Annotated in this window: 20 protein-coding genes and 1 pseudogene; 1 reads left to right on the top strand and 20 read right to left on the bottom strand. The window is 37.4% G+C overall.

Going from position 1 to position 19,135, the window contains the following annotated elements; all coding sequences use genetic code 11:
- Positions 1 to 2 precede the first annotated feature (2 nt).
- From NITSA_RS07190 to NITSA_RS11305, 17 genes and pseudogenes are all read right to left on the bottom strand, one after another.
- The gene (locus NITSA_RS07190; RefSeq protein WP_013554356.1) at positions 3 to 1,061 is read right to left on the bottom strand and encodes a glycosyltransferase family 4 protein; all 1,059 of its coding nucleotides are present in this window, start codon (positions 1,059 to 1,061) and stop codon (positions 3 to 5) included.
- A 4-nt stretch (positions 1,062 to 1,065) separates the two neighbouring features.
- Entirely contained in the window at positions 1,066 to 2,136 is a 1,071-nt protein-coding gene (locus NITSA_RS07185) for an O-antigen ligase family protein (protein ID WP_169308536.1), read from the bottom strand.
- A 160-nt stretch (positions 2,137 to 2,296) separates the two neighbouring features.
- Positions 2,297 to 3,292, bottom strand: a complete 996-nt coding sequence (locus NITSA_RS07180) for a glycosyltransferase family 2 protein (RefSeq protein WP_013554354.1) — start codon at positions 3,290 to 3,292, stop codon at positions 2,297 to 2,299.
- Complete coding sequence (locus NITSA_RS07175) at positions 3,293 to 4,435, bottom strand: CDP-glycerol--poly(glycerophosphate) glycerophosphotransferase (protein ID WP_013554353.1); 1,143 nt, start codon at positions 4,433 to 4,435, stop codon at positions 3,293 to 3,295.
- Entirely contained in the window at positions 4,432 to 5,493 is a 1,062-nt protein-coding gene (locus NITSA_RS07170) for a phosphonoacetaldehyde reductase (protein ID WP_013554352.1), read from the bottom strand. The genes NITSA_RS07175 and NITSA_RS07170 overlap by 4 nt, the downstream gene beginning before the upstream one ends.
- 2 nt (positions 5,494 to 5,495) lie before the next feature.
- Entirely contained in the window at positions 5,496 to 6,545 is a 1,050-nt protein-coding gene (locus NITSA_RS07165; protein WP_013554351.1) for a thiamine pyrophosphate-dependent enzyme, read from the bottom strand.
- Complete coding sequence (aepX, locus tag NITSA_RS07160; RefSeq protein ID WP_013554350.1) at positions 6,545 to 7,834, bottom strand: phosphoenolpyruvate mutase; 1,290 nt, start codon at positions 7,832 to 7,834, stop codon at positions 6,545 to 6,547. The genes NITSA_RS07165 and aepX overlap by 1 nt, the downstream gene beginning before the upstream one ends.
- Entirely contained in the window at positions 7,834 to 9,105 is a 1,272-nt protein-coding gene (rfbX, locus tag NITSA_RS07155; RefSeq protein WP_013554349.1) for an oligosaccharide flippase family protein, read from the bottom strand. Before rfbX ends, aepX begins: the two co-directional genes overlap by 1 nt.
- Positions 9,106 to 10,149, bottom strand: coding sequence for a dTDP-glucose 4,6-dehydratase (rfbB, locus tag NITSA_RS07150; protein ID WP_013554348.1), 1,044 nt, complete (start codon positions 10,147 to 10,149; stop codon positions 9,106 to 9,108).
- Positions 10,150 to 11,016, bottom strand: a complete 867-nt coding sequence (rfbD, locus tag NITSA_RS07145) for a dTDP-4-dehydrorhamnose reductase (protein WP_013554347.1) — start codon at positions 11,014 to 11,016, stop codon at positions 10,150 to 10,152.
- Positions 11,009 to 11,584, bottom strand: coding sequence for a dTDP-4-dehydrorhamnose 3,5-epimerase (rfbC, locus tag NITSA_RS07140; RefSeq protein ID WP_013554346.1), 576 nt, complete (start codon positions 11,582 to 11,584; stop codon positions 11,009 to 11,011). Before rfbC ends, rfbD begins: the two co-directional genes overlap by 8 nt.
- On the bottom strand, positions 11,584 to 12,477 hold the full coding sequence (gene rfbA / locus NITSA_RS07135) for a glucose-1-phosphate thymidylyltransferase RfbA (RefSeq protein ID WP_013554345.1): 894 nt from the start codon (positions 12,475 to 12,477) through the stop codon (positions 11,584 to 11,586). The genes rfbC and rfbA overlap by 1 nt, the downstream gene beginning before the upstream one ends.
- Positions 12,478 to 13,311, bottom strand: coding sequence for a UTP--glucose-1-phosphate uridylyltransferase GalU (gene galU, locus NITSA_RS07130; RefSeq protein ID WP_013554344.1), 834 nt, complete (start codon positions 13,309 to 13,311; stop codon positions 12,478 to 12,480).
- A gap of 105 nt (positions 13,312 to 13,416) precedes the next feature.
- Complete coding sequence (locus NITSA_RS07125; RefSeq protein ID WP_013554343.1) at positions 13,417 to 14,832, bottom strand: phosphomannomutase; 1,416 nt, start codon at positions 14,830 to 14,832, stop codon at positions 13,417 to 13,419.
- A 72-nt stretch (positions 14,833 to 14,904) separates the two neighbouring features.
- Entirely contained in the window at positions 14,905 to 15,915 is a 1,011-nt protein-coding gene (galE, locus tag NITSA_RS07120) for a UDP-glucose 4-epimerase GalE (RefSeq protein ID WP_148224957.1), read from the bottom strand.
- Between the two features lie 253 nt (positions 15,916 to 16,168).
- Positions 16,169 to 16,828, bottom strand: coding sequence for a UDP-glucose 6-dehydrogenase family protein (locus NITSA_RS07115; protein WP_281031948.1), 660 nt, complete (start codon positions 16,826 to 16,828; stop codon positions 16,169 to 16,171).
- A gap of 90 nt (positions 16,829 to 16,918) precedes the next feature.
- Positions 16,919 to 17,137: pseudogene (locus tag NITSA_RS11305) on the bottom strand (integrase core domain-containing protein); the annotation flags it as partial.
- Positions 17,138 to 17,226: 89 nt separating this feature from the next.
- Between NITSA_RS11305 and tnpA the strand changes: the two are divergent.
- On the top strand, positions 17,227 to 17,655 hold the full coding sequence (gene tnpA / locus NITSA_RS07110; RefSeq protein ID WP_013553795.1) for an IS200/IS605 family transposase: 429 nt from the start codon (positions 17,227 to 17,229) through the stop codon (positions 17,653 to 17,655).
- A gap of 61 nt (positions 17,656 to 17,716) precedes the next feature.
- Here tnpA and NITSA_RS07105 read toward each other — a convergent pair whose 3' ends face one another.
- The 3 genes from NITSA_RS07105 to NITSA_RS07095 are packed head-to-tail and all read right to left on the bottom strand — an operon-like array spanning position 17,717 to position 19,098.
- A complete protein-coding gene (locus NITSA_RS07105; protein WP_042204331.1) occupies positions 17,717 to 18,289 on the bottom strand; it encodes a DDE-type integrase/transposase/recombinase in 573 nt (190 codons plus the stop codon).
- A 29-nt stretch (positions 18,290 to 18,318) separates the two neighbouring features.
- Entirely contained in the window at positions 18,319 to 18,582 is a 264-nt protein-coding gene (locus tag NITSA_RS07100) for a transposase (protein ID WP_013554340.1), read from the bottom strand.
- A 24-nt stretch (positions 18,583 to 18,606) separates the two neighbouring features.
- Positions 18,607 to 19,098, bottom strand: coding sequence for a UDP-glucose 6-dehydrogenase family protein (locus NITSA_RS07095; RefSeq protein WP_083799864.1), 492 nt, complete (start codon positions 19,096 to 19,098; stop codon positions 18,607 to 18,609).
- Positions 19,099 to 19,135 lie beyond the last annotated feature (37 nt).

Here is a 19,135-nt window from a genome sequence, read left to right as displayed (position 1 = left end):
ATTTATTTTAATCCCTCAATGATTTCTATAATTTTGTTCGCAGATTTTTCCCAGCTGAATCTTTTGATATTTTCAAAGCCTTTTCTTCTTAATTCATTCTGTAATTCTTCATTATACAAAACCAGTTCTATTTTATCTTTGATATCCTGCACATTGTATGGATCAAAATATACTACACTATCTGAACAAACCTCTGGAAGGCTCGCAGCATTCGAGCAAATGACAGGGCATCCACAAGCTTGAGCTTCAAGAGGTGGGATGCCGAAACCTTCATATAGAGACGGATACACAAAACATGTTGCATTTGAGTACAACTCAACAAGTTCTTTATCGTCCACCCTACCTTTAAGTATTATATTCTGATTTTTATCTATTTCATCAAGAAGTTTTGTTGAAGCAAAATTCCTATTAATACCACCAACTAAATAAAGTTTTATATTCTTATCAGCAATCTGATTAAAAGCATCTATCATAGAATGAAAATTTTTTTGATTATTCAAAGAAGAAACTCCCAATATATATCTTTGATTGTTTTTAATCTTTATGGGTTTGAATATCTCATTTATAGCGTTGTATACAATATTTATTTTATTAGAATCTATTTTATACAATTCTTCAATTTCTTTTTTTGAAAATTTGCTTACAGTGAAAATATGTATTGATGATTTTAATATATGAGGAATAGCGAATTTATAAAATGTTTTGAACTTCCAGTTAAATGTATCTGGAAATTTTTCGTAAGCTACATCATGAAGTGTACTTGTTTTATTTTTGTAGAAAATCGGTGCAGTATTTCCTAGATTTAAGAGCATAGGTGAATTGTGTTTTCTTAAAAATATAGGTAAATCAATCTGCTCCCATAAATGCCCAGTAAATATGCCAAATTCTATTATATTTAATTCTTTTGCAATATGTGAATGAATGATATTTTTTGGAGCAATAAATTGGACTTTTTCCCCTAGAATACGTTTAAGGCTTCTAGATAACTCGATTGAGAAGCGTTGTACTCCCGTGATTTCCTGTGATAGAAATCTAGAATTAACAAACAGTATATCTTTCATTTATTTAATTTCTCACTTTCTTACTTATATAATTCACATTATTGAAAACTAATAATATGATAAAAATAATTACATATATTACACCTGTAGTAGTTGATAGTAAATATTGATTTGTAAAAGAGCCTAATATCAAAGAAATATATATTGAAAATGTTAGTAATATGGTTCTATTAGTTATATTTTTTAAAAAGAAATATAATATAAAAATATTTAATAAAATAAACGATATGCCAAATTGCATTAAAATAGAGACAAATTGAACTTCATATGAAAAAGGCATGGATCTATCTCTTATAAGTTCTAAGGAATATGCTCCAATTCCTCTTCCTAAAAAAGGTGATTGTGACCAACTATTTAAGAGAGCGTGTGTCATTATAATGCGCCAACTGTCACTATGTTCTTGATTAACAAATCGCTGAAAAATAATCAATGAAATATCTTTATGAAAAACGATGCTAAATAATATACCAATAATAAAAGCTAAAATTATTGTTTTATAGTTTTTATTCAACAAAAATACAATGATTAATAATATAGGGAAAATAATGAATATAAATCTTGAATAAGCTGAAAAAATTGATATAAATAAAATAATTGAATAAAAAAATTCGATAAATAATGGAAATTTAATATAAATTATTTTGTTTCTAAAATAAATATATAAAATGAAAAGGGCAACTGATAAAAAATCCATTGTTACAAATGAGAATCTTGGTGCACCAATAATTATATTTAAACCAACTGGCTTATAATTGATAATTGGAAATATTACGTCTTTCATAAGAGAGTAATCATATAATTTAAAATATATCATTAAAAAAAAATAACTTTTTATAAATAAATATATCATTGATCCATAGATAGTATAAATTATAACATTTCTCAAAAAAAATAGTTTATCATCAACAAATAAATACATAAAATATGTTATTAAAAGCATTAAATATATTCCAAATAGAAATTTAAATTCCAACAAAACTGAAGTGAATTCATAACCATTTATATTTCCAAGCAAAGTGTAAAAACATATTATAAATGTAACAAAGAAAATTACAGAAACATCGTTTTTTTTCATCTTCAATTTAAATAACATTGGAATAGAAAAAATTATTAATAATATAAATATGTATATTTTAATATTAAAATTATAAATTGTACCTGATGGCAACATTGAACATATAAATAAAAAAGATAAATATAATTTTAATAATAATGTTCTATATATGGTAAATGTATTATATTGAATCATATAAAACCTTCAATATCCTATTTGAATGACCTCGTTTTACTCTTTTCATAAAAGCAATCATAATACCAAGCCAAAGGCTGATTCCTCCACCCAAGTACTTTTTGTGAAATTTAATACGATTTTTTAAAATCAAAACATCACTAAAATCATTCTTATTATTTGAGTCTCCGCTTGCTCCAGTGCTATTCCCTTCCTTATGATAAACCTTGCTATCTACACATACTCCAAGTTTAAAATCATTATTTCTAGCATTAAAACAATAATCTGTTTCCTCATAATATAAAAAATACTCCTCAGGTAATAATCCAATTTTGTGTATCACCTTTTTACTTATAAGGAAAGAAGCCCCTACAACATAATCAAGTTTTTTTTCTATTTCATCCTGATCCAGTATATGTTTACTCGTTCCAAAAAATTTATTTATTGTTCCTCCATAGGCTTGTACCATTTTTGGATTATCATAATACAAAAGGGTTGAACCACTTATACCAAGATTATTTTTGGATGCATAATTCACCAACGAGCTTAAACTATTTTCTTCTATAACTGTATCATTATTTAAAAGCCAAATGTACTCAAAGTCATTTTTTGCAAGAGCATATTTAATTCCAATGTTGTTCCCAGCTGCAAAACCACCATTTTCTCCTGCTTGAATTAATATCAATGGATTATTATTTAGCTCCAATTCTTTTTCTTTTTCGCCACCCTTTAGGGCCTCTTCTTTTTTATAATAAATATATTTTAAAGGCTTTAATTCAAACGGTTGGCTCAGATGTCTGAGTTGTGAATTTTCATCATAAACAATTTCTTGTTTACCTTCTGCCCAGTTAATGATATATTCCATTGAATTATTTGGTGAATCATTATCTACAACTATAATTTGATAATTATCATAATCATTTTTCAGAACACTTTCCAAACACTCTATCGTGTCTTCCCAGCCATTGTAATTTAGTAAGACAATATATACTTTTTTAGTCATTTAATTCACCAGTTTTAAGATTTCTCTATAAACTCTCTCACAACTATTGCCATCTTGATATTTATGAAATCTATCTTTTACTTCTTTTCTTTTTTCTTTGTACAACTCAGGATTTTCTTTAAATTTTATAATCCATTCTAAGACTTCATTCCAATTACGGCATTTGGGTCCAGGAGTTACATCATCATATTTATAATAAAGTTCTCTATCTTTGGTAATATATTTTTTGTAATCAAATGGTGCAAAAATTATAGGTCTATCAGTTAGTAAATAATCAATATATAATCCTGAATAGTCACTTATTATGATACTGTAATCTTGCAATATTTCATTTATTTCCATTTTGGATTCTAAGAACCGGATATGTTTTGATTTTACAGAACTCTTAAATTTTTTATCTATTTTATTTGCTGGATGCATTTTTATATCTAAATAAATATTATTCTCTTCTAAGAATTGTAGAACTATATTACTATCAAAACCAAAATCATCGAACAAATTCACTTCATCATCCACCTTATCCCTTAAAGTAGGAGCGTAAAGTATTTTGAACTCTTTAACTTCATAATGATTATTATAAAATACGTCATTCCTCGGATACCCTGTTAATTTTACTTGACTTAAAGCAGCATCAAATGCTGAAGCCATATTAATTCGATCACTTTCAGAAGAAGAAATGATAAGTGAATATTTTTCAATCAAAAAAGGAAATATAAAAAATTTAATTTTGTTTTTTATATTTTGATGATTATACCTATTGTCATCTTTACCTATTTTTTTTATTGGAATCCCATGCCATAATTGGACTACTTTTCTCGTTTTATTATTTATGAACGGGTATAAATCAGTTAAAGTAGAGTGTGATATTAAATAGACTTCTGCAATAATAGAAGTCATGATTGCTTTTAATGAATATTTGTATAAGATAGTTTTATTATTGCATATCGCTTTATCTTTTGTTATCCAAACCACATTAACTTGTGGATTATTTTTTTGAACATATTCAAAAAGAAATCTGGGATTGTCAAAATATTTTTCACCATACCATGCACCAAAAACCCATAGATTTCTTTTAGGAGGAATTAAAAACATAAAATAATATAGAGGCAAATTCATAAAATATATAAAAATCTTTTTTATCATATTGCTACCAAACTGTTTTCAGCTCTTTGAATTTTATCCAAAGAAGATTTTAAAAGTTCCAACTCTTCGTCATAAATACCATAGTCACTAAATACTGTAGATATATTTAGAACTTTTAACATTTCTCTTAGTGGTTTAGAACTGCATTCTCCAAATATTTTGATTAATGCTTCGTCAATAAAATCATATTTACCTATTATATTATCAATCAGCATAGGTAGTGTAAAACTACAAGCTATTCCATGAGGTATATTTTTATGTGCAGTCATATAATAACTCATGGCATGAGCGACAGCCGTCTGTGTATTAGAAAAGGCCAATCCTGCATACATACATGCTTTCATAATATTATCTCTATATTCTAAATTATTTAAATTTTCTAAAAGTAATGGTAAATTATCTACTATCAATTTTGCGGATTTTATAGCGTAATTGATGGTTATTTCATTCGCATTTTTATTCCAAATGGATTCTAGTGCATGTGACAATGTATCAAGTCCTGTTTGAATAGTTACATCTTTTGGAACTGATAAAGTTAAAGAAGGATCATAAATAGCTATTTTACTAAAAAGCTCTGGTAAATATAGAGAATATTTTTTCTTTTCTTCCATATCCCAAATAGTAGCCCAAGGTGTTATTTCACTTCCTGTTCCTGCTGTGGTCGGTACAGAAATAAAAGGTTTTATGAAATAGTCAGTATTAATTTGGTTTTTTATCAATTTTGTTACAAAGGTTTTATCTTTATTATTATTATAAACTGAAAGATATTTAGCACTATCAATTACACTTCCACCACCAATAGCCAGTATGATATCAAAATCTATGTCTAATATAGATTCATAGATGGATTCTAAATTTTTAAATTCAGGATGAGTATCGATATTATCTATTACATGTGTTATATTTACATTTTTAAGTTTATTCAATAAACCTCGTTTTATATGCCCGGCTGATGTCACCAATAAAACTGTTTTATCGTCTATATGCTTTTTAATATCAACTAAGGCTTTTACTTTATATATGATTTTTACAGGCATATAATAATTAATTTTTGTCATTTTTATACCTTGTTTATAGCAACTGCTTCTACAGGCGGTCTTGGAGTGACTTTATCATATCCACATTTTACATGTAAGAAATTCAATCCATTATCCCTAATTGAATTTATCATATCAGATGAATTATAAATAATTTTTTCATAAACATGAAATCCACAATTTTTAGCTATACCAATATAGTTGATATGATTTTGATATGTTGCTTGTCCACCTGTTGATTTATTTGATTCATTATCAAAAAGTATATAATTTAAATCTAAATTTTTGTATCTTCCAGCAGTTGTAAGTCCTCCCATGTGCATTACAAATTCTGCATCCCCACCAAGAACTATCACTTTTTTACCTGCTTTTGCCATGCCAACTCCAACAGATAATGCACCTCCCATATTGCCTACCATATAAAAATTTTTTGTATCTGGCATAAAAGTATACATCTCTCTTGCAGTATTTCCTGTTGTTCCTATAAATATTGTATTGCTATTTTTATACTTTTTATTTAAAGTTTTCAAAAATACACTTCTTGGAATATAATCTAATTTTAATTTATACTCCTCATATAATTCAATATTTGAAAATGTATCTTTTTTTAAAATATTAATCAAAAAATCATTATTTGAATTATTTATTTGAGAAATCATTGTATCTAAATTATTCTGTTCTAGAATTTGATATTTATATCCATATGTTTCTATTAATTTTGGAAGTGCAGTAGCCAAGTGTTTGTGTTGTACCTCACTATCACCTTCTTTATATGTTCTCCAACTTGTAATAATTGGAAAAGTTATACCATAAGGCAATAACATACTTGTAATACAGCTTCCCATATTTGTCAAACCTGAACTTTGTACAACAACTATAGGCTTCTTTCCAGACATTCTAAGTCCAGCAGCTATACTTACTGCAATAGCTTCTGAAGCACTTGGAATATATTCAATATTTTCATTATTAATAATTTCATTTATTAAATTTTTAGCGAAACTACAAGGCACAGCACAAATATGAGTATAGCCATTCTCTATCAAAGAATTGACAAATTTTTTAGTATCTACCATTATTTCGTACCCGGTATAAGCTCTAAAATTTCTTTTATTGAAAGCAAATCTTTTTCCGCTTCTAAACTTCTATCATGTTCTAAAATAGATTTAGCTACATTAATCATGCCTGGATATGCTGCTCTTAGCATATGGTTTGCATAAATAACTATGTTGACTCCCGCTTCGCTTAATTCTGTAGCTGTAATTTGATTATAAGATGTTGGCACAACAGCAATAGGAATATCATTATATTCTTTTCTAAAAATTTTACAAAATTCTAAAATTTCAGTAGGTTCTTTTTGTCTTGAATGTATCATTATCCCATCTGCACCAGCTTCAACATAAGCTTTTGCACGAGTAATAGCATCATCCATACCTTTTTCCAAAATTAAACTTTCAATTCTTGCAATTATCATAAAATCATCTGTAATTTGTGCTCTTTTCCCCATATTAATTTTATGACAAAAATTTTCTATACTATCTTGAGTTTGTGTAACTTCATTACCAAAAAGAGAATTCTTTTTTAAACCTGTCTTATCTTCAATTATAACAGCGCTCACACCAATCCTTTCAAGATTTCTTACTGTAAAAACAAAATGTTCGGCAATTCCTCCAGTGTCGGCATCAAAAATCATAGGTTTTGTTGTAACTTCAAATATTTCATTTACTGTACTTATTCTACTTGTAATATCAACAGCTTCTATATCAGGTTTACCTTTTGCAGTTGAATCTGTTAAACTACTACTCCACATTCCATCAAATTCAATATTGTTAACTTTTATATTTTCAACAATCAATCCACTTAAAGCATTATGAACTTCCATAATCCTTATTGTGTCTTTTGCTTTTATTAATCTTCTAAGTCTTGCCCTTCGTATATCAGGAGTAGTACCAATTTCTTTTAAAGATTGATTCAATTTTGTAGATGAAATTCCTTTAGTATATTCTGGTTCAACTAATTCACCTCCCCATTCTTTTAAAGTCTCTATGACTTGTTCTCTTACCTTTGCCTGAACTCCTTCTCTCCAATCTGTTCCATGAACCACATAGTCTGGTTTTATTTTTCTTAAATTATATCTATAATCTAAAGTCTCTTGCGGAATAACTTTTGAAACTCCTTTTATGTTTTCTAAAACTTCTTTTCTTTGTTCATAATTCATATAAGGAAGTCTTTTATAGCTTGCTATAGCCTCATCAGTTAAAAGACCTATTATTACTTCTCCTAACTTTGATGCTTCTTTTATTATATTCATATGCCCCGGATGAATTAGATCTGCACTCATTCCTACATAAACTTTTTTGTTCACTATTTACTCCTTTTAAATATTAGATTAAATTTTTTTGCATAATAAATTCTGGTTAAAAAAACTGTAGTTTCAGTAATTAAAACCATATACGCAACATTGTAGATTGTAATCATCTTCAATATGGTTAATATGCCTAATCCTATCAAATGTATAATAGAACTTTGGATAACTGTTAGATTTGCATATTTTGGATATCCAAATGCTGCCAAAAGTGGATAACCAAGTAATATGGCTGGTACATGTAAAATAGACGATGTTACAAAAATCAATAAAACGGTATTGACTTCCATACTTTTAATTTTAAAAATTATATCTATTATATCATTTGAAAATAGATATATAAATATTACACCAATTGTATTAATAATAGAAATTATTATAAATAATTTATTATAGAAAAATATATTTTTAGTTTTTGATAAATAAGGATAAATAGTGTTTATAATTGGATGATATATTCCTGACATAGCCTGGTATAACTTTTCTGCTATAGAATAGTAACCAACTAATGTGGTATTTGTAAATAATCCTAATACAAAGGTATTTGCTGATGTATAAATAGATAGAGACACTCTTGACAAAAAGAATTGGGAGCTATCTTTAAAGTACACCATCATAGTTTGAAAACTTTGAATTTTAAATGTTAGATTAAAATATTTATATATCATCCATAAAGAGATTATACCACCTAAGATAAAACCTAAACTATTTAAGACAGGCACAAGTATGTAATCATTTTTATTTCGTATAAATACAAATATAAATATGGTAAATAAAAGTTTTGAAAATACATTGACAATGGTGATATATTTCATCCTCTCCATACCTTGAAAATACCATATTGGGAAAAATGCTTGTCCTATGACAAAAAGAAATGTCAAATAGTAAAGCTTCCAATCATTCGAAAATTTTTCAAAAGTAAAGACTATAATAGAGAGTATAATAAATGACACTACTATAAGAATAAACTTTATTTGCATGACACTACTAAATATCTCTGTGATTTTTTCTTTATTATCTCTATGAATTGCTATCTCTCTCGTGGCTGATAAATTAAATCCATAATCTACCAAAATAGAAAAAAACATGATAAATGATTGTGCAAACATAACTAAACCAAACTTATCTGCTCCCAAAACTCTTACTAGGTAAGGTAACGTAAGAAGAGGTAATATATATGTAAATGCTTGCAATAAAGATAATGAAAGAAAATTTGATAAAAGTCTTTTTTTATCTTCAGTATTGACTATATTTTTTATACGACTAAACAATTATTTAGTAACTCCATATTTCTTCAAATACCAGTCCACTGTTTTTATTATGCCGGACTCGAAATTCTCATCCGCTTTCCAACTAAGTTCACTTTCGATCTTCGTTGCATCGATGGCATAGCGTCTGTCGTGGCCAGCTCTGTCTTCAACGAATGTAACCAACTTCTTATAACTTTCGCCATTTTTTCGAGGAACTTTTTCGTCCAGTATCTTACAAATCCTATTGACGATTTCCAGATTGGTCCTTTCGTTTCTTCCCCCGATATTATAGGTTTCGCCCTTTTTACCGTTATGGTACACAAGATCTATTCCTTTACAGTGATCGAGGACATAGAGCCAGTCTCGGATGTTTTTCCCATCACCGTATATGGGGATTGGATTACCCTGAAGGGCATTTCTTATAATGGTAGGAATCAGTTTTTCGTCATGCTGTTTAGGGCCGTAGTTGTTTGAGCAGTTGGTGATGACGCAGTTCATCCCGAATGTTTCTACATAGGACCTGACGATCATGTCGCTCGATGCCTTGGATGCCGAGTAGGGGGAATTCGGAGCGTAGGGTGTCTCTTCGGTAAAGAGCTCATTTGGATCTTCGCCAAGTGTTCCATAAACCTCGTCGGTCGAGATATGATGGAAACGGCAATTTTGGTAATCATCTTTGTATGTGAACGGTTTTTCCATCCAATGGTTTTTGGTTACGTCGAGGAGTGTATAAGTTCCGTTGACATTGGTCTCGACAAACACACCGGGGTTTTTGATACTATTGTCGACGTGGGATTCAGCCGCAAAATGGATCACGCCTCGAATATCATACTCGTTGAAGATGAAATCTACGAGTTCACGATTACAAATATTTCCTCTTATAAATTTATAGCGTGGGTGGTTTTCGACCTCTTTGAGATTTTCAGGATTGCCTGCATAGGTAAGAAGGTCGAGATTGACTAGATTGTATTCGGGATATTTATCCAGAAAATATGGAATAAAGTTACTGCCTATGAATCCGGCTCCCCCCGTTATCAAAATGGTCTGATTGTCGTTGTCGAACATTTATTTTCTTTCTCCCATGGTCTTCAAGCATTCGTCCAGGCTGTCTTTCCAGTAGGGAATGGTTAGACCGAACTCTTTTTTGATTTTTGATTTGTTGAGCACTGAATAGTGAGGGCGCATAGCCGGTGTCGGATACTCTTTCGTTTCGATCGGCTTGATCGTACAATCGAGTTTCGCCATCCGCATAATCTCTTTTGCGAAATCATACCAGCTGACTACTCCTTCATTGGAATAGTGATATATTTCCACTTTCTCGTTTTCGATGTTTGGCAGTATGCTAAGAATGGTTTTTGCTAAATCTTTTGCATAGGTGGGGGAACCCACCTGGTCAAAAATCACACCAAGATCCTTCTTCTCTTTTCCAAGGCGCAGCATCGTTTTGACGAAATTCGCTCCGTAACCGGAATAGACCCACGATGTCCTGATGATAATGGAGTTTTTGGGATTGATATCACGCATAGCTTCTTCGCCTGCAAGCTTCGTGGCTCCATAGACTCCATTGGGGTTCGTTCTGTCCTCTTCAGTATAGGGCGTGTAGTTTTTCCCGTCGAAGACATAATCCGTGGAGATGTGAAGCAGTTTGATATCTTCTTCCTTTGCAATCTCCGCCAAATAGCGAACGGCCAAATGGTTGACCTTGTCGGCGTTAATTTTATCCTCTTCCGCCTTATCGACGGCGGTATAGGCTGCACAATTGATGATGGTGTCGATAGAGTTGCTTTTTACAAATTGCGTGATCTGCTCTTTATCGGTAATGTCCAGGATATTTTGATCCGTAAAAAAATATATGTAGGGGAAGAGAGATGAAAGTTCCCTTATTTCCGAACCGAGTTGACCGTTGGCACCGGTGACTAAAACGTTAGCCATAGTAATTAATCCCATATTCGAAGAGATCATCTGTATCGCTCAGTTTGGGCTGTGCCTTGTCTTTTGCCGAGAGTATGAGCTTGTCGTGCGGGATCCTCCAATCGATACCGATCTCGGGGTCATCAAAGGCAATGCCCCGGTCGCATTCAGGGGAATAATAGCTGTCGACCTTGTAAGCGAAGACAGTATCGTCTTCAAGCACGAGAAATCCGTGTGCAAAGCCACGTGGGATCAGAAGTTGCTTTTTGTTTTCTTCGCTGAGTTCGACCGCGACATATTGACCGAAGGTCGGTGAGCTTTTTCTGATATCTACGGCTACGTCAAGGACTTTTCCTTTGATGACACGCACTAGCTTGGTTTGTGCGTGGGGCGGGAGTTGATAATGTAATCCGCGAAGGACCCCATAAGAACTTTTTGATTCGTTGTCCTGGCAAAAATTTATTTTATAGCCGAGAAACTCTTCAAGTTTGTCCGCTCTGTATGTTTCTACAAAGTAGCCCCGCTCATCGCCATGGATTTTCGGTTCAACGATGATGACATCCGGGATATCGGTTCTCACAAATTGCATTATCTGCCCATTCCTCTCGGTTGATTGGCCCGCTTGATCAGGTATTGTCCATACTGGTTCTTTTTCAGCGGTTGTGCAAGCTTCAAAAGCTGTTCTTTGGAGATATAGCCCATTTCATACGCTATCTCTTCGATGCACGAAACTTTTAAAGATTGACGTTTCTCGATCGTTTGGATAAATTGGCTCGCTTCCAGCAGTGATTCGTGTGTCCCCGTATCCAGCCAGGCGTAACCGCGGCCCATGAGCTCCACTTTGAGACGCTCTTCTTTGAGGTACATCTCATTGAGTGTCGTAATCTCCAACTCTCCGCGTTCTGAAGGTTTGACCTCTTTGGCTTTTTTTACCACGTCGTTGGGGTAAAAGTAAAGTCCCACTACTGCATAATTGCTTTTGGGGTCTGTCGGTTTTTCTTCGATACTTATGACGTTGCCGTTCGTATCAAATTCCGCCACCCCGTAACGCTGAGGATCATTGACATAATAGCCGAAGACAGTGGCTTTATTCTCATCTTCGGCATTTTTGACGGCCGTAGCAAGCATCTTGGTCAGTCCATGGCCGTAAAAGATGTTATCACCCAGGACGAGGCAGGCATCATCTCCATCGAGGAACTCTTCACCCAATATAAACGCTTGAGCTAATCCATCCGGACTTGGTTGAATGACATATTCAAAACGCATTCCGATCTCATTACCATCACCGAGAAGATTTTTGAAGTTGGCTTGATCCTGGGGTGTGGTGATGATAAGTACTTCTCTGATTCCGGCAAGCATAAGCACGGAAAGAGGATAGTAGATCATCGGTTTGTCATAGATCGGTACCAATTGTTTGGAGACCCCTTTTGTTATCGGGTAGAGTCTAGTACCTGAGCCACCTGCCAGTATGATGCCTTTCATTTAGCAGCCCTTAAATGAGCTGTAAAAATAATTCGTAGCCTCGACAAATCCATCCACCGCTCCACAATCAAAACGTTTGCCTTTGAATTTATAGGCGATGACTCTTCCCTTTTTTGCTTGCTCAAGTAAGGCATCGGTGAGCTGGATCTCTCCGCCTTTACCTGGTCGCGTGTTTCGCAAAATATCGAAAATGTCAGGAGTGAGGATATAGCGTCCGATGATTGCCAGGTTGCTTGGAGCATCTTCAGGATTCGGCTTTTCTACCATATCGTCCACTCTATACGTGTCATCTGTGCCATCGATGAGATTCCCTGCAATGATACCGTATTTGTCTGTCTTGTCTGCAGGTACCTCCTCTATAGCCACCACGGAACAGTGATATTTTTCATAAATAGACACCATTTGCTTAAGCACGGGGGCGTCACCGTCGTTATAACAAAGATCATCAGCAAGAATAACGGCAAAAGATTCTTGACCTATGAGAGTTTCCCCGGTGAGGATGGCATGTCCCAAACCTTTCATTTCAGTTTGTCGGGTATAGGTGAAGGTGCATTGGTTGATGAGTGCACGGATCTCATCGAGCAGAGGCTCTTTACTCGTTCCTTTGATCTGGTGTTCCAACTCGTAAGAGATGTCAAAGTGATCTTCGATGGCACGTTTGCCTCTACCTGTGACGATAGCCATCGTCGTGATACCGGCCTCAACCGCTTCCTCTACACCATATTGGATGAGCGGTTTGGTTAGGACGGGAAGCATCTCTTTTGGCGTTGCTTTGGTTGCTGGGAGGAAGCGGGTTCCATATCCGGCTGCCGGGAATAGACATTTTTTGATCACAAAAATCCTTCTTACTAAAAATTATCTATAATTTATCGTCAATAATTATTGATATTGTAGTCAAATACCATTATCGATATGTGCCTGTAGATCAATAGAGTTTACCTATCTATTTATTGCCGATAATACCTGTCTGACAAGCTCGTCTGAATAATTTTGATTATCTGTTTCTACATAACACCTGAGCTCTGGAGCATTGCCCGATGGCCGCAAATGTATGATGACATCATTGTCCAGTGTCATCCTCACACCATCGGTTCGATCAATTTCAACAACTTTCTGATTAGTCAATCCAAAAGTTTCTATCATCTTATTTGGATTTGAAAGCACTTGCTCTATAAGTGACAAGCTCTGGTTCTTTGGAATATTCTGGATTCTGTCACTGGAAGTAAATCTTCGGGGAAGTCGTACGACAAGTTCCGACAGAGGAATTTTTTCTTTCGCTATGTGACTCGCTAAAACCATGAAGGGTAACAGTGCATCCCTGGTTGGAAGTGAGCGTAGAGTATTCCCGGAATCATTTAGATCCGAGCCTAACAAGAATCCACCATTAGCCTCAAATCCTGCAAATGAATGATAGGTTTTTAATTCTTTGAAGGCCTCTATCACATAGGGTGAACCGATCCTGGTCCTCTTGACCCCCTTAAAAAAACCACTTTTTTCAATAGCGGTATTGCAACTAACAGGAACCGCCAAAGCTTCGATACCAAGCAGTTTCGAGGTGAGTATTCCTACGATATCTCCCCTGAGCCAATTTCCTCTCTCATCAGCTATGAGCGGTCGGTCCCCGTCTCCGTCTGTGGAAAATATGAGATCAAAACCATGCTCTTCTGACCAGGATTTGGCACGTTCCTTATCCAAATCCGATACCGCTTCTGTATCAATGGGTACAAATTCATCGGATCTACCCAGGCACGTCACTTGTGCGCCAAGAGCAGTGAAAAGTTTGGCATACAAATCCCTTCCTGCACTTGAATGTTCATAGATACCTATCTTCAGACCATTCAGGCATTTGTCTCCGAAGTAGTTTTTATATCTATCGTGATAAGTGATTTGGGCAGTATTTTTTGTTTGAGGCAATTTCGGATTTACAGTTATAAACGGGTTTGAGTTATTTAAAATTCCAACTTCATCCTTTTTGCTTATTTCACCGTCTGGTCTATAAAATTTTATGCCGTTTCGATCGAAGGGGATGTGACTGCCCGTAATCATGATAGAGGGCACGTTGTCCATCATGGATTGCAAAGCCAGTGCTGGAGTCGGTAACACTCCATAGAAATCGACATCATAACCGCAAGATTCGATAGCGGCGCAGACAGATGCTGCCATCTCGGGACTACTCGGCCGATTGTCCATGGCGACTGCCACCCTTTGGAAGGTATAGTCTTTTTCAACGGTTTTCAAAAAGGAGATGGTAAAAGCGGCGCAAACGTCAGGTGTGAAATCTGTGACCAAACCTCTTGCACCGCTGGTTCCGAATTTGATACCGCTTTCTCCAATCACATTTTTATTTGTTTTCAAAAGATACCCTTTTGGTTTTTACTGTCATTTCGCGGAGATAATCAAAATATTCCAGAGTAGTTTGTCTGAAATTTATCGGATCCCTTCCGGATTATTGGATTGGAAGTTCCACGTATCTTCACACATTTTTTCCAGGCCGTATTGCGCTTCCCACCCCAGAAGCTCTTTTGCTTTTCCGGGGTTGGCGTAACAGGTGGCGATGTCTCCGGGGCGACGGGTGGTGATGCGGTAGGGGACCTTTTTGCCGGAGGCTTTTTCGAAGGCTTTGACTACATCGAGAACACTGTAACCCTTGCCGGTGCCGAGATTGACGGCTTCGCATTGGGGGGCGCTTTCGAGTGTTTTCAGGGCGGCCAGGTGGCCCCGGGCCAGATCGACGACGTGGATATAGTCGCGGACCCCCGTTCCGTCGTGGGTGTCGTAATCGCCGCCAAAGACTTGCAGCTCATCTCTGCGGCCCACTGCCACCTGGGAGACAAAAGGCATGAGATTGTTGGGGATTCCCCGGGGATCCTCCCCGATCAGGCCGCTTTCGTGCGCTCCGACGGGGTTGAAATAGCGCAGGATCGAGATACGCCAGGAGGAGGGATCGGCACGGTATAGATCACGGAGGATCTCCTCGATCACCAATTTTGTCTGTCCGTAGGGATTGGTGGTCCGGAGAGGGTGTTCCTCGGTCAGGGGGAGGAACTCCGGATCGCCGTAGACGGTAGCCGAAGAGCTGAAGACGATCGCTTTGAGACCGATCTTTTGCATACTCTTTAGCAGAGTGACTGTGCCGCAGACGTTGTTGTCGTAATATTCCAGCGGCTTCTCGACCGATTCACCCACCGCCTTCAAGCCCGCGAAATGGATAACGGCGTCACACCCTTGCATCGCCTCTTCGAGCGTATCGCCATCACGGATATCCCCTTTGACGAAGGTCAAAGGTTTGCCGGTGATCTTCTCGACACGACGCAATACCTCTTTGCTGGCATTGGAGAGATTGTCATAAACGATCACGTCGTATCCCGCATTGAGAAGCTCTACACAGGTATGTGATCCGATATAGCCGGCTCCGCCGGTAACAAATATTTTTTGCAAATATAACCTTTTTGCTTGCACCTCAGCACACTACACATTATTCAATTAGAATTGAAATAAATCTATAAGTCAACATTAGTTTTACTTTTATGTATTATAGGATTCTATACATTAATCAAGGATTATTTTAATGACTATAATAACGCAGGAGGATGAGCCAGGTAGAGGTTGGTGAAGAGTTGCATACCGTTTCAATCGTTTCCGAAGAGATCGCGGGTGTAGACTTTCTCTTTCACATCCTCCAACACTTCACTCATACGATTGGCCACGATGACATCACTGCGCTCTTTGAAACTGTCCAGATCCCGCACCACTTCCGATTGGAAAAAAAACGCTCCTCCTTCAGACTGGGTTCATAGATAATCACTTCGATCCCCTTGGCTTTGAGTCGTTTCATGATTCCCTGAATAGCGCTGGAACGAAAATTGTCACTGCCTTGTTTCATCACCAGCCGGTAGACTCCCACCGTGCCGGCGGGATAACCGAAAGAGTCTTTGGGAAGGCGATCTATGATCCGATCGGCGATGAAATCCTTTCGGGTTCGGTTGGCATCGACGATGGCGCGGATAAGATTGCTCGGTACATTAGCGTAGTTGGCCAGGAGCTGCTTAGTATCTTTGGGTAGGCAATAGCCCCCGTATCCGAAGGAGGGATTGTTGTAGTGCATACCGATCCGGGGATCGAGACCCACCCCCTCGATGACTTGTCGGGTATCCAGGCCGTGGGTTTCGCAGTAGCTGTCGAGCTCGTTGAAATAGGCGACGCGCATCGCCAGATAAGTGTTGGCAAATAGTTTGATTGCCTCGGCTTCGGTGCTGTCGGTCAGAAGGATCGGGACCTCTTTGTCTTCAGCCCCTTCCAGGAGCAGATCGGCAAAACGTTTCGCCCGCTCGCTACGCTCCCCGACTACGATCCTGGAAGGATGCAGATTGTCATAGAGCGCTTTGCCCTTGACCTGCTCCCAAATTCAGATCCAACCCCAGAGTTAGAGTTCGATTGTATATCAGGCGGCATTTTTCCTGCCTGAAACCTTGGTTGGTGGCTGATAACCCAAGGCACTGTGCGGTCGTTCCTGGTTATAGTATTGACGCCATCGTTCAATAATGACTTTTGCCTCTTTTCGGTTATGAAACCATTCCCGGTTAAGGCACTCATCCCTGAACTTTCCATTGAAGCTCTCCACATAGGCATTCTGCCAGGGAGAGCCCGGTTCGATAAAAGAGGGTCCGATCCGATGTTCTTTTAGAGTCCCCCATCGGGGATCCGTAAACCCCACGCCTTTAGGCGGCCGGGATATGGTATGCTTGAAAGATGCAAGAGTATAGAAATGGTGGGCATACAGTATGGGACTGTAAATACCATCTCGTGTGGACGACAAAATACCGTTATCCCGTCTTAAAAGGGGATGTGGGGTACCGATGCCGAGATTTGTTACGTGAGATTGCGATGAGTCGGGAGATGGTGATTTATGCAGGATCCATCAATCGGGATCATGTACATTTGTTGATAGGGATACCGCCAAATATGTCCGTATCAAAGGCAGTGCAATATTTGAAAGGGAAGAGTTCGCATAAATTGATGAGTGAATTTCGGATGCTGAAGAAGCGGTATTGGGGGCAGCATTTGTGGGCGAGAGGATACTGGGTTGCAACGAGTGGAAATGTGACCGATGAAGTCTGGATGGAATATATCAAGAACCAACAACCACCAGAGCTTGATGATGAGTTCCGAGTTGTCTGATCAACCGACGGCCTTCAGGCTGAATGACCGGCTTTCAGCCGTAATCTGAAGCCACCGGCTATTAGCCGGTGGAGACATTCACCCACTCTTTTACCACATTGGCCGTGAACTCCGGACCGTTGTCGCTTCGAATGAACTGAGGTTTCCCGTACAAGGTCATCAATCGGGAGAGGGTCTCGATGAGATGAGGGCTTCGGATGGAAGCGGCTACTTCCAGGGCCAGACACTCCCGGGTGTATTCATCCACGACAACAAGGATCTTGAGCTTCTGGCCGTTGGCGGCCCGGTCACTGACGAAATCATAACTCCAGACCTGATTGGCATGTTCGGATTGGAGTTTGATCGGATCGGAGCCGGGGCGTCTACGTCTGGGCCGTTTCTTTGGCAGTTGGAGATTCAATATCTTCCACAGGCGATAGACTCGTTTTGAATTGACCTTTTCCTTCATCTGTCGGCTCAGCATCACCGTGATACGCCGATAACCGAAACGGGGATACTTCTCGCTGAGTGCTTTGATCGATTCGGCTAGCGGCTTATCTTTGAGAGCTTGTTTCGGTTTATAGCACAGAGTCGATCGGTTCAGACCGATCTCTTTACAGGCCCGCCGCTGCGAAACGTTCCGTTCTTGCATCATCCGCACGGCTCTACGCTTCTGCTCGGGCCTTACCACTTTTTTTCTACCACCTCCTTTAAAGCCTCATTGACGAGCATCTGTTCCGCCAATAGTTTCTTGAGTTTGGCGTTCTCTCTTTCGAGTTCTTTGAGCCGTTTGACTTCAGAGACGCCCATCCCACCATACAGCTTTTTCCAGCGGTAAAAAGTCGTATCGGAAATATTATATTTCCGGATGATCTCCTGGTCTGTCTGGGCCCGTTCTGCTTCCTGCAAGATCCTAACGATCTGCTCCTCGGTAAATCGTTTCTTCATTCTTGGCTCCCTTTGTCAGAAAAATTATATTCTAACTCTGGAAGTGGATTGGATTTTGGGGAGCAGGTCACCCTCTCGAAGGAATTCGGGAGAGAAGATGATGTTATAGGTTTGAAACTTTTCCCGGACTGCTTGAGTGTATCCGACCGGTACGGTAGATTTGATGACCATAACCGCTTCGGGATTGATCGCCAGGACATCGGCGATGACCGATTCGACACTTTTGGTGTTAAAGTAGTTGTTTTGCGGATCATAATCAGTGGGTGTGGCGATAATCACATATTCAGCTTCCCGGTACGCCTCCTCCTTGTCGAGGGTAGCCCGAAAGGAACCTCGCTCAATCATTTGGGGTAAAAAGGCTTTGATCTCCCTATCTTCGATGGGAGAGATTCCCTGATTGATCTTTTCGATCTTCTCGGGAATGATGTCCAGGGCGACGACTTCATTGTGTTGAGCAAGAAGCAGGCCGTTGGAGAGGCCTACATATCCGGTTCCTGCAATGGCGATTTTGGACATGGTTTTCCTGTTTTTAGATTTAGATATTGATGGACTG

It is taken from the genome of Nitratifractor salsuginis DSM 16511, from assembly GCF_000186245.1.
Lineage (GTDB): Bacteria > Campylobacterota > Campylobacteria > Campylobacterales > Sulfurovaceae > Nitratifractor > Nitratifractor salsuginis.
The sequence above is the reverse complement of the archived record's forward strand: the minus strand, read 5'-3'. Positions and strand labels throughout refer to the sequence as shown.

Bases quoted from the DNA above. Each gene is read 5' to 3' on its own strand.
- NITSA_RS07095 (WP_083799864.1), bottom strand. From the start codon at position 19,098: ATGTCCAAAATCGCCATTGCAGGAACCGGATATGTAGGCCTCTCCAAC.
- NITSA_RS07165 (WP_013554351.1), bottom strand. From the start codon at position 6,545: ATGGTAGATACTAAAAAATTTGTCAATTCTTTGATAGAGAATGGCTAT.
- NITSA_RS07175 (WP_013554353.1), bottom strand. From the start codon at position 4,435: ATGATAAAAAAGATTTTTATATATTTTATGAATTTGCCTCTATATTAT.
- rfbD (WP_013554347.1), bottom strand. From the start codon at position 11,016: ATGGCTAACGTTTTAGTCACCGGTGCCAACGGTCAACTCGGTTCGGAA.
- NITSA_RS07190 (WP_013554356.1), bottom strand. From the start codon at position 1,061: ATGAAAGATATACTGTTTGTTAATTCTAGATTTCTATCACAGGAAATC.
- NITSA_RS07100 (WP_013554340.1), bottom strand. From the start codon at position 18,582: ATGAAGAAACGATTTACCGAGGAGCAGATCGTTAGGATCTTGCAGGAA.
- rfbA (WP_013554345.1), bottom strand. From the start codon at position 12,477: ATGAAAGGCATCATACTGGCAGGTGGCTCAGGTACTAGACTCTACCCG.
- NITSA_RS07180 (WP_013554354.1), bottom strand. From the start codon at position 3,292: ATGACTAAAAAAGTATATATTGTCTTACTAAATTACAATGGCTGGGAA.
- NITSA_RS07185 (WP_169308536.1), bottom strand. From the start codon at position 2,136: ATGAAAAAAAACGATGTTTCTGTAATTTTCTTTGTTACATTTATAATA.
- rfbC (WP_013554346.1), bottom strand. From the start codon at position 11,584: ATGCAATTTGTGAGAACCGATATCCCGGATGTCATCATCGTTGAACCG.
- rfbB (WP_013554348.1), bottom strand. From the start codon at position 10,149: ATGTTCGACAACGACAATCAGACCATTTTGATAACGGGGGGAGCCGGA.
- tnpA (WP_013553795.1), top strand. From the start codon at position 17,227: ATGCAAGAGTATAGAAATGGTGGGCATACAGTATGGGACTGTAAATAC.
- NITSA_RS07170 (WP_013554352.1), bottom strand. From the start codon at position 5,493: ATGACAAAAATTAATTATTATATGCCTGTAAAAATCATATATAAAGTA.
- NITSA_RS07105 (WP_042204331.1), bottom strand. From the start codon at position 18,289: ATGATGCAAGAACGGAACGTTTCGCAGCGGCGGGCCTGTAAAGAGATC.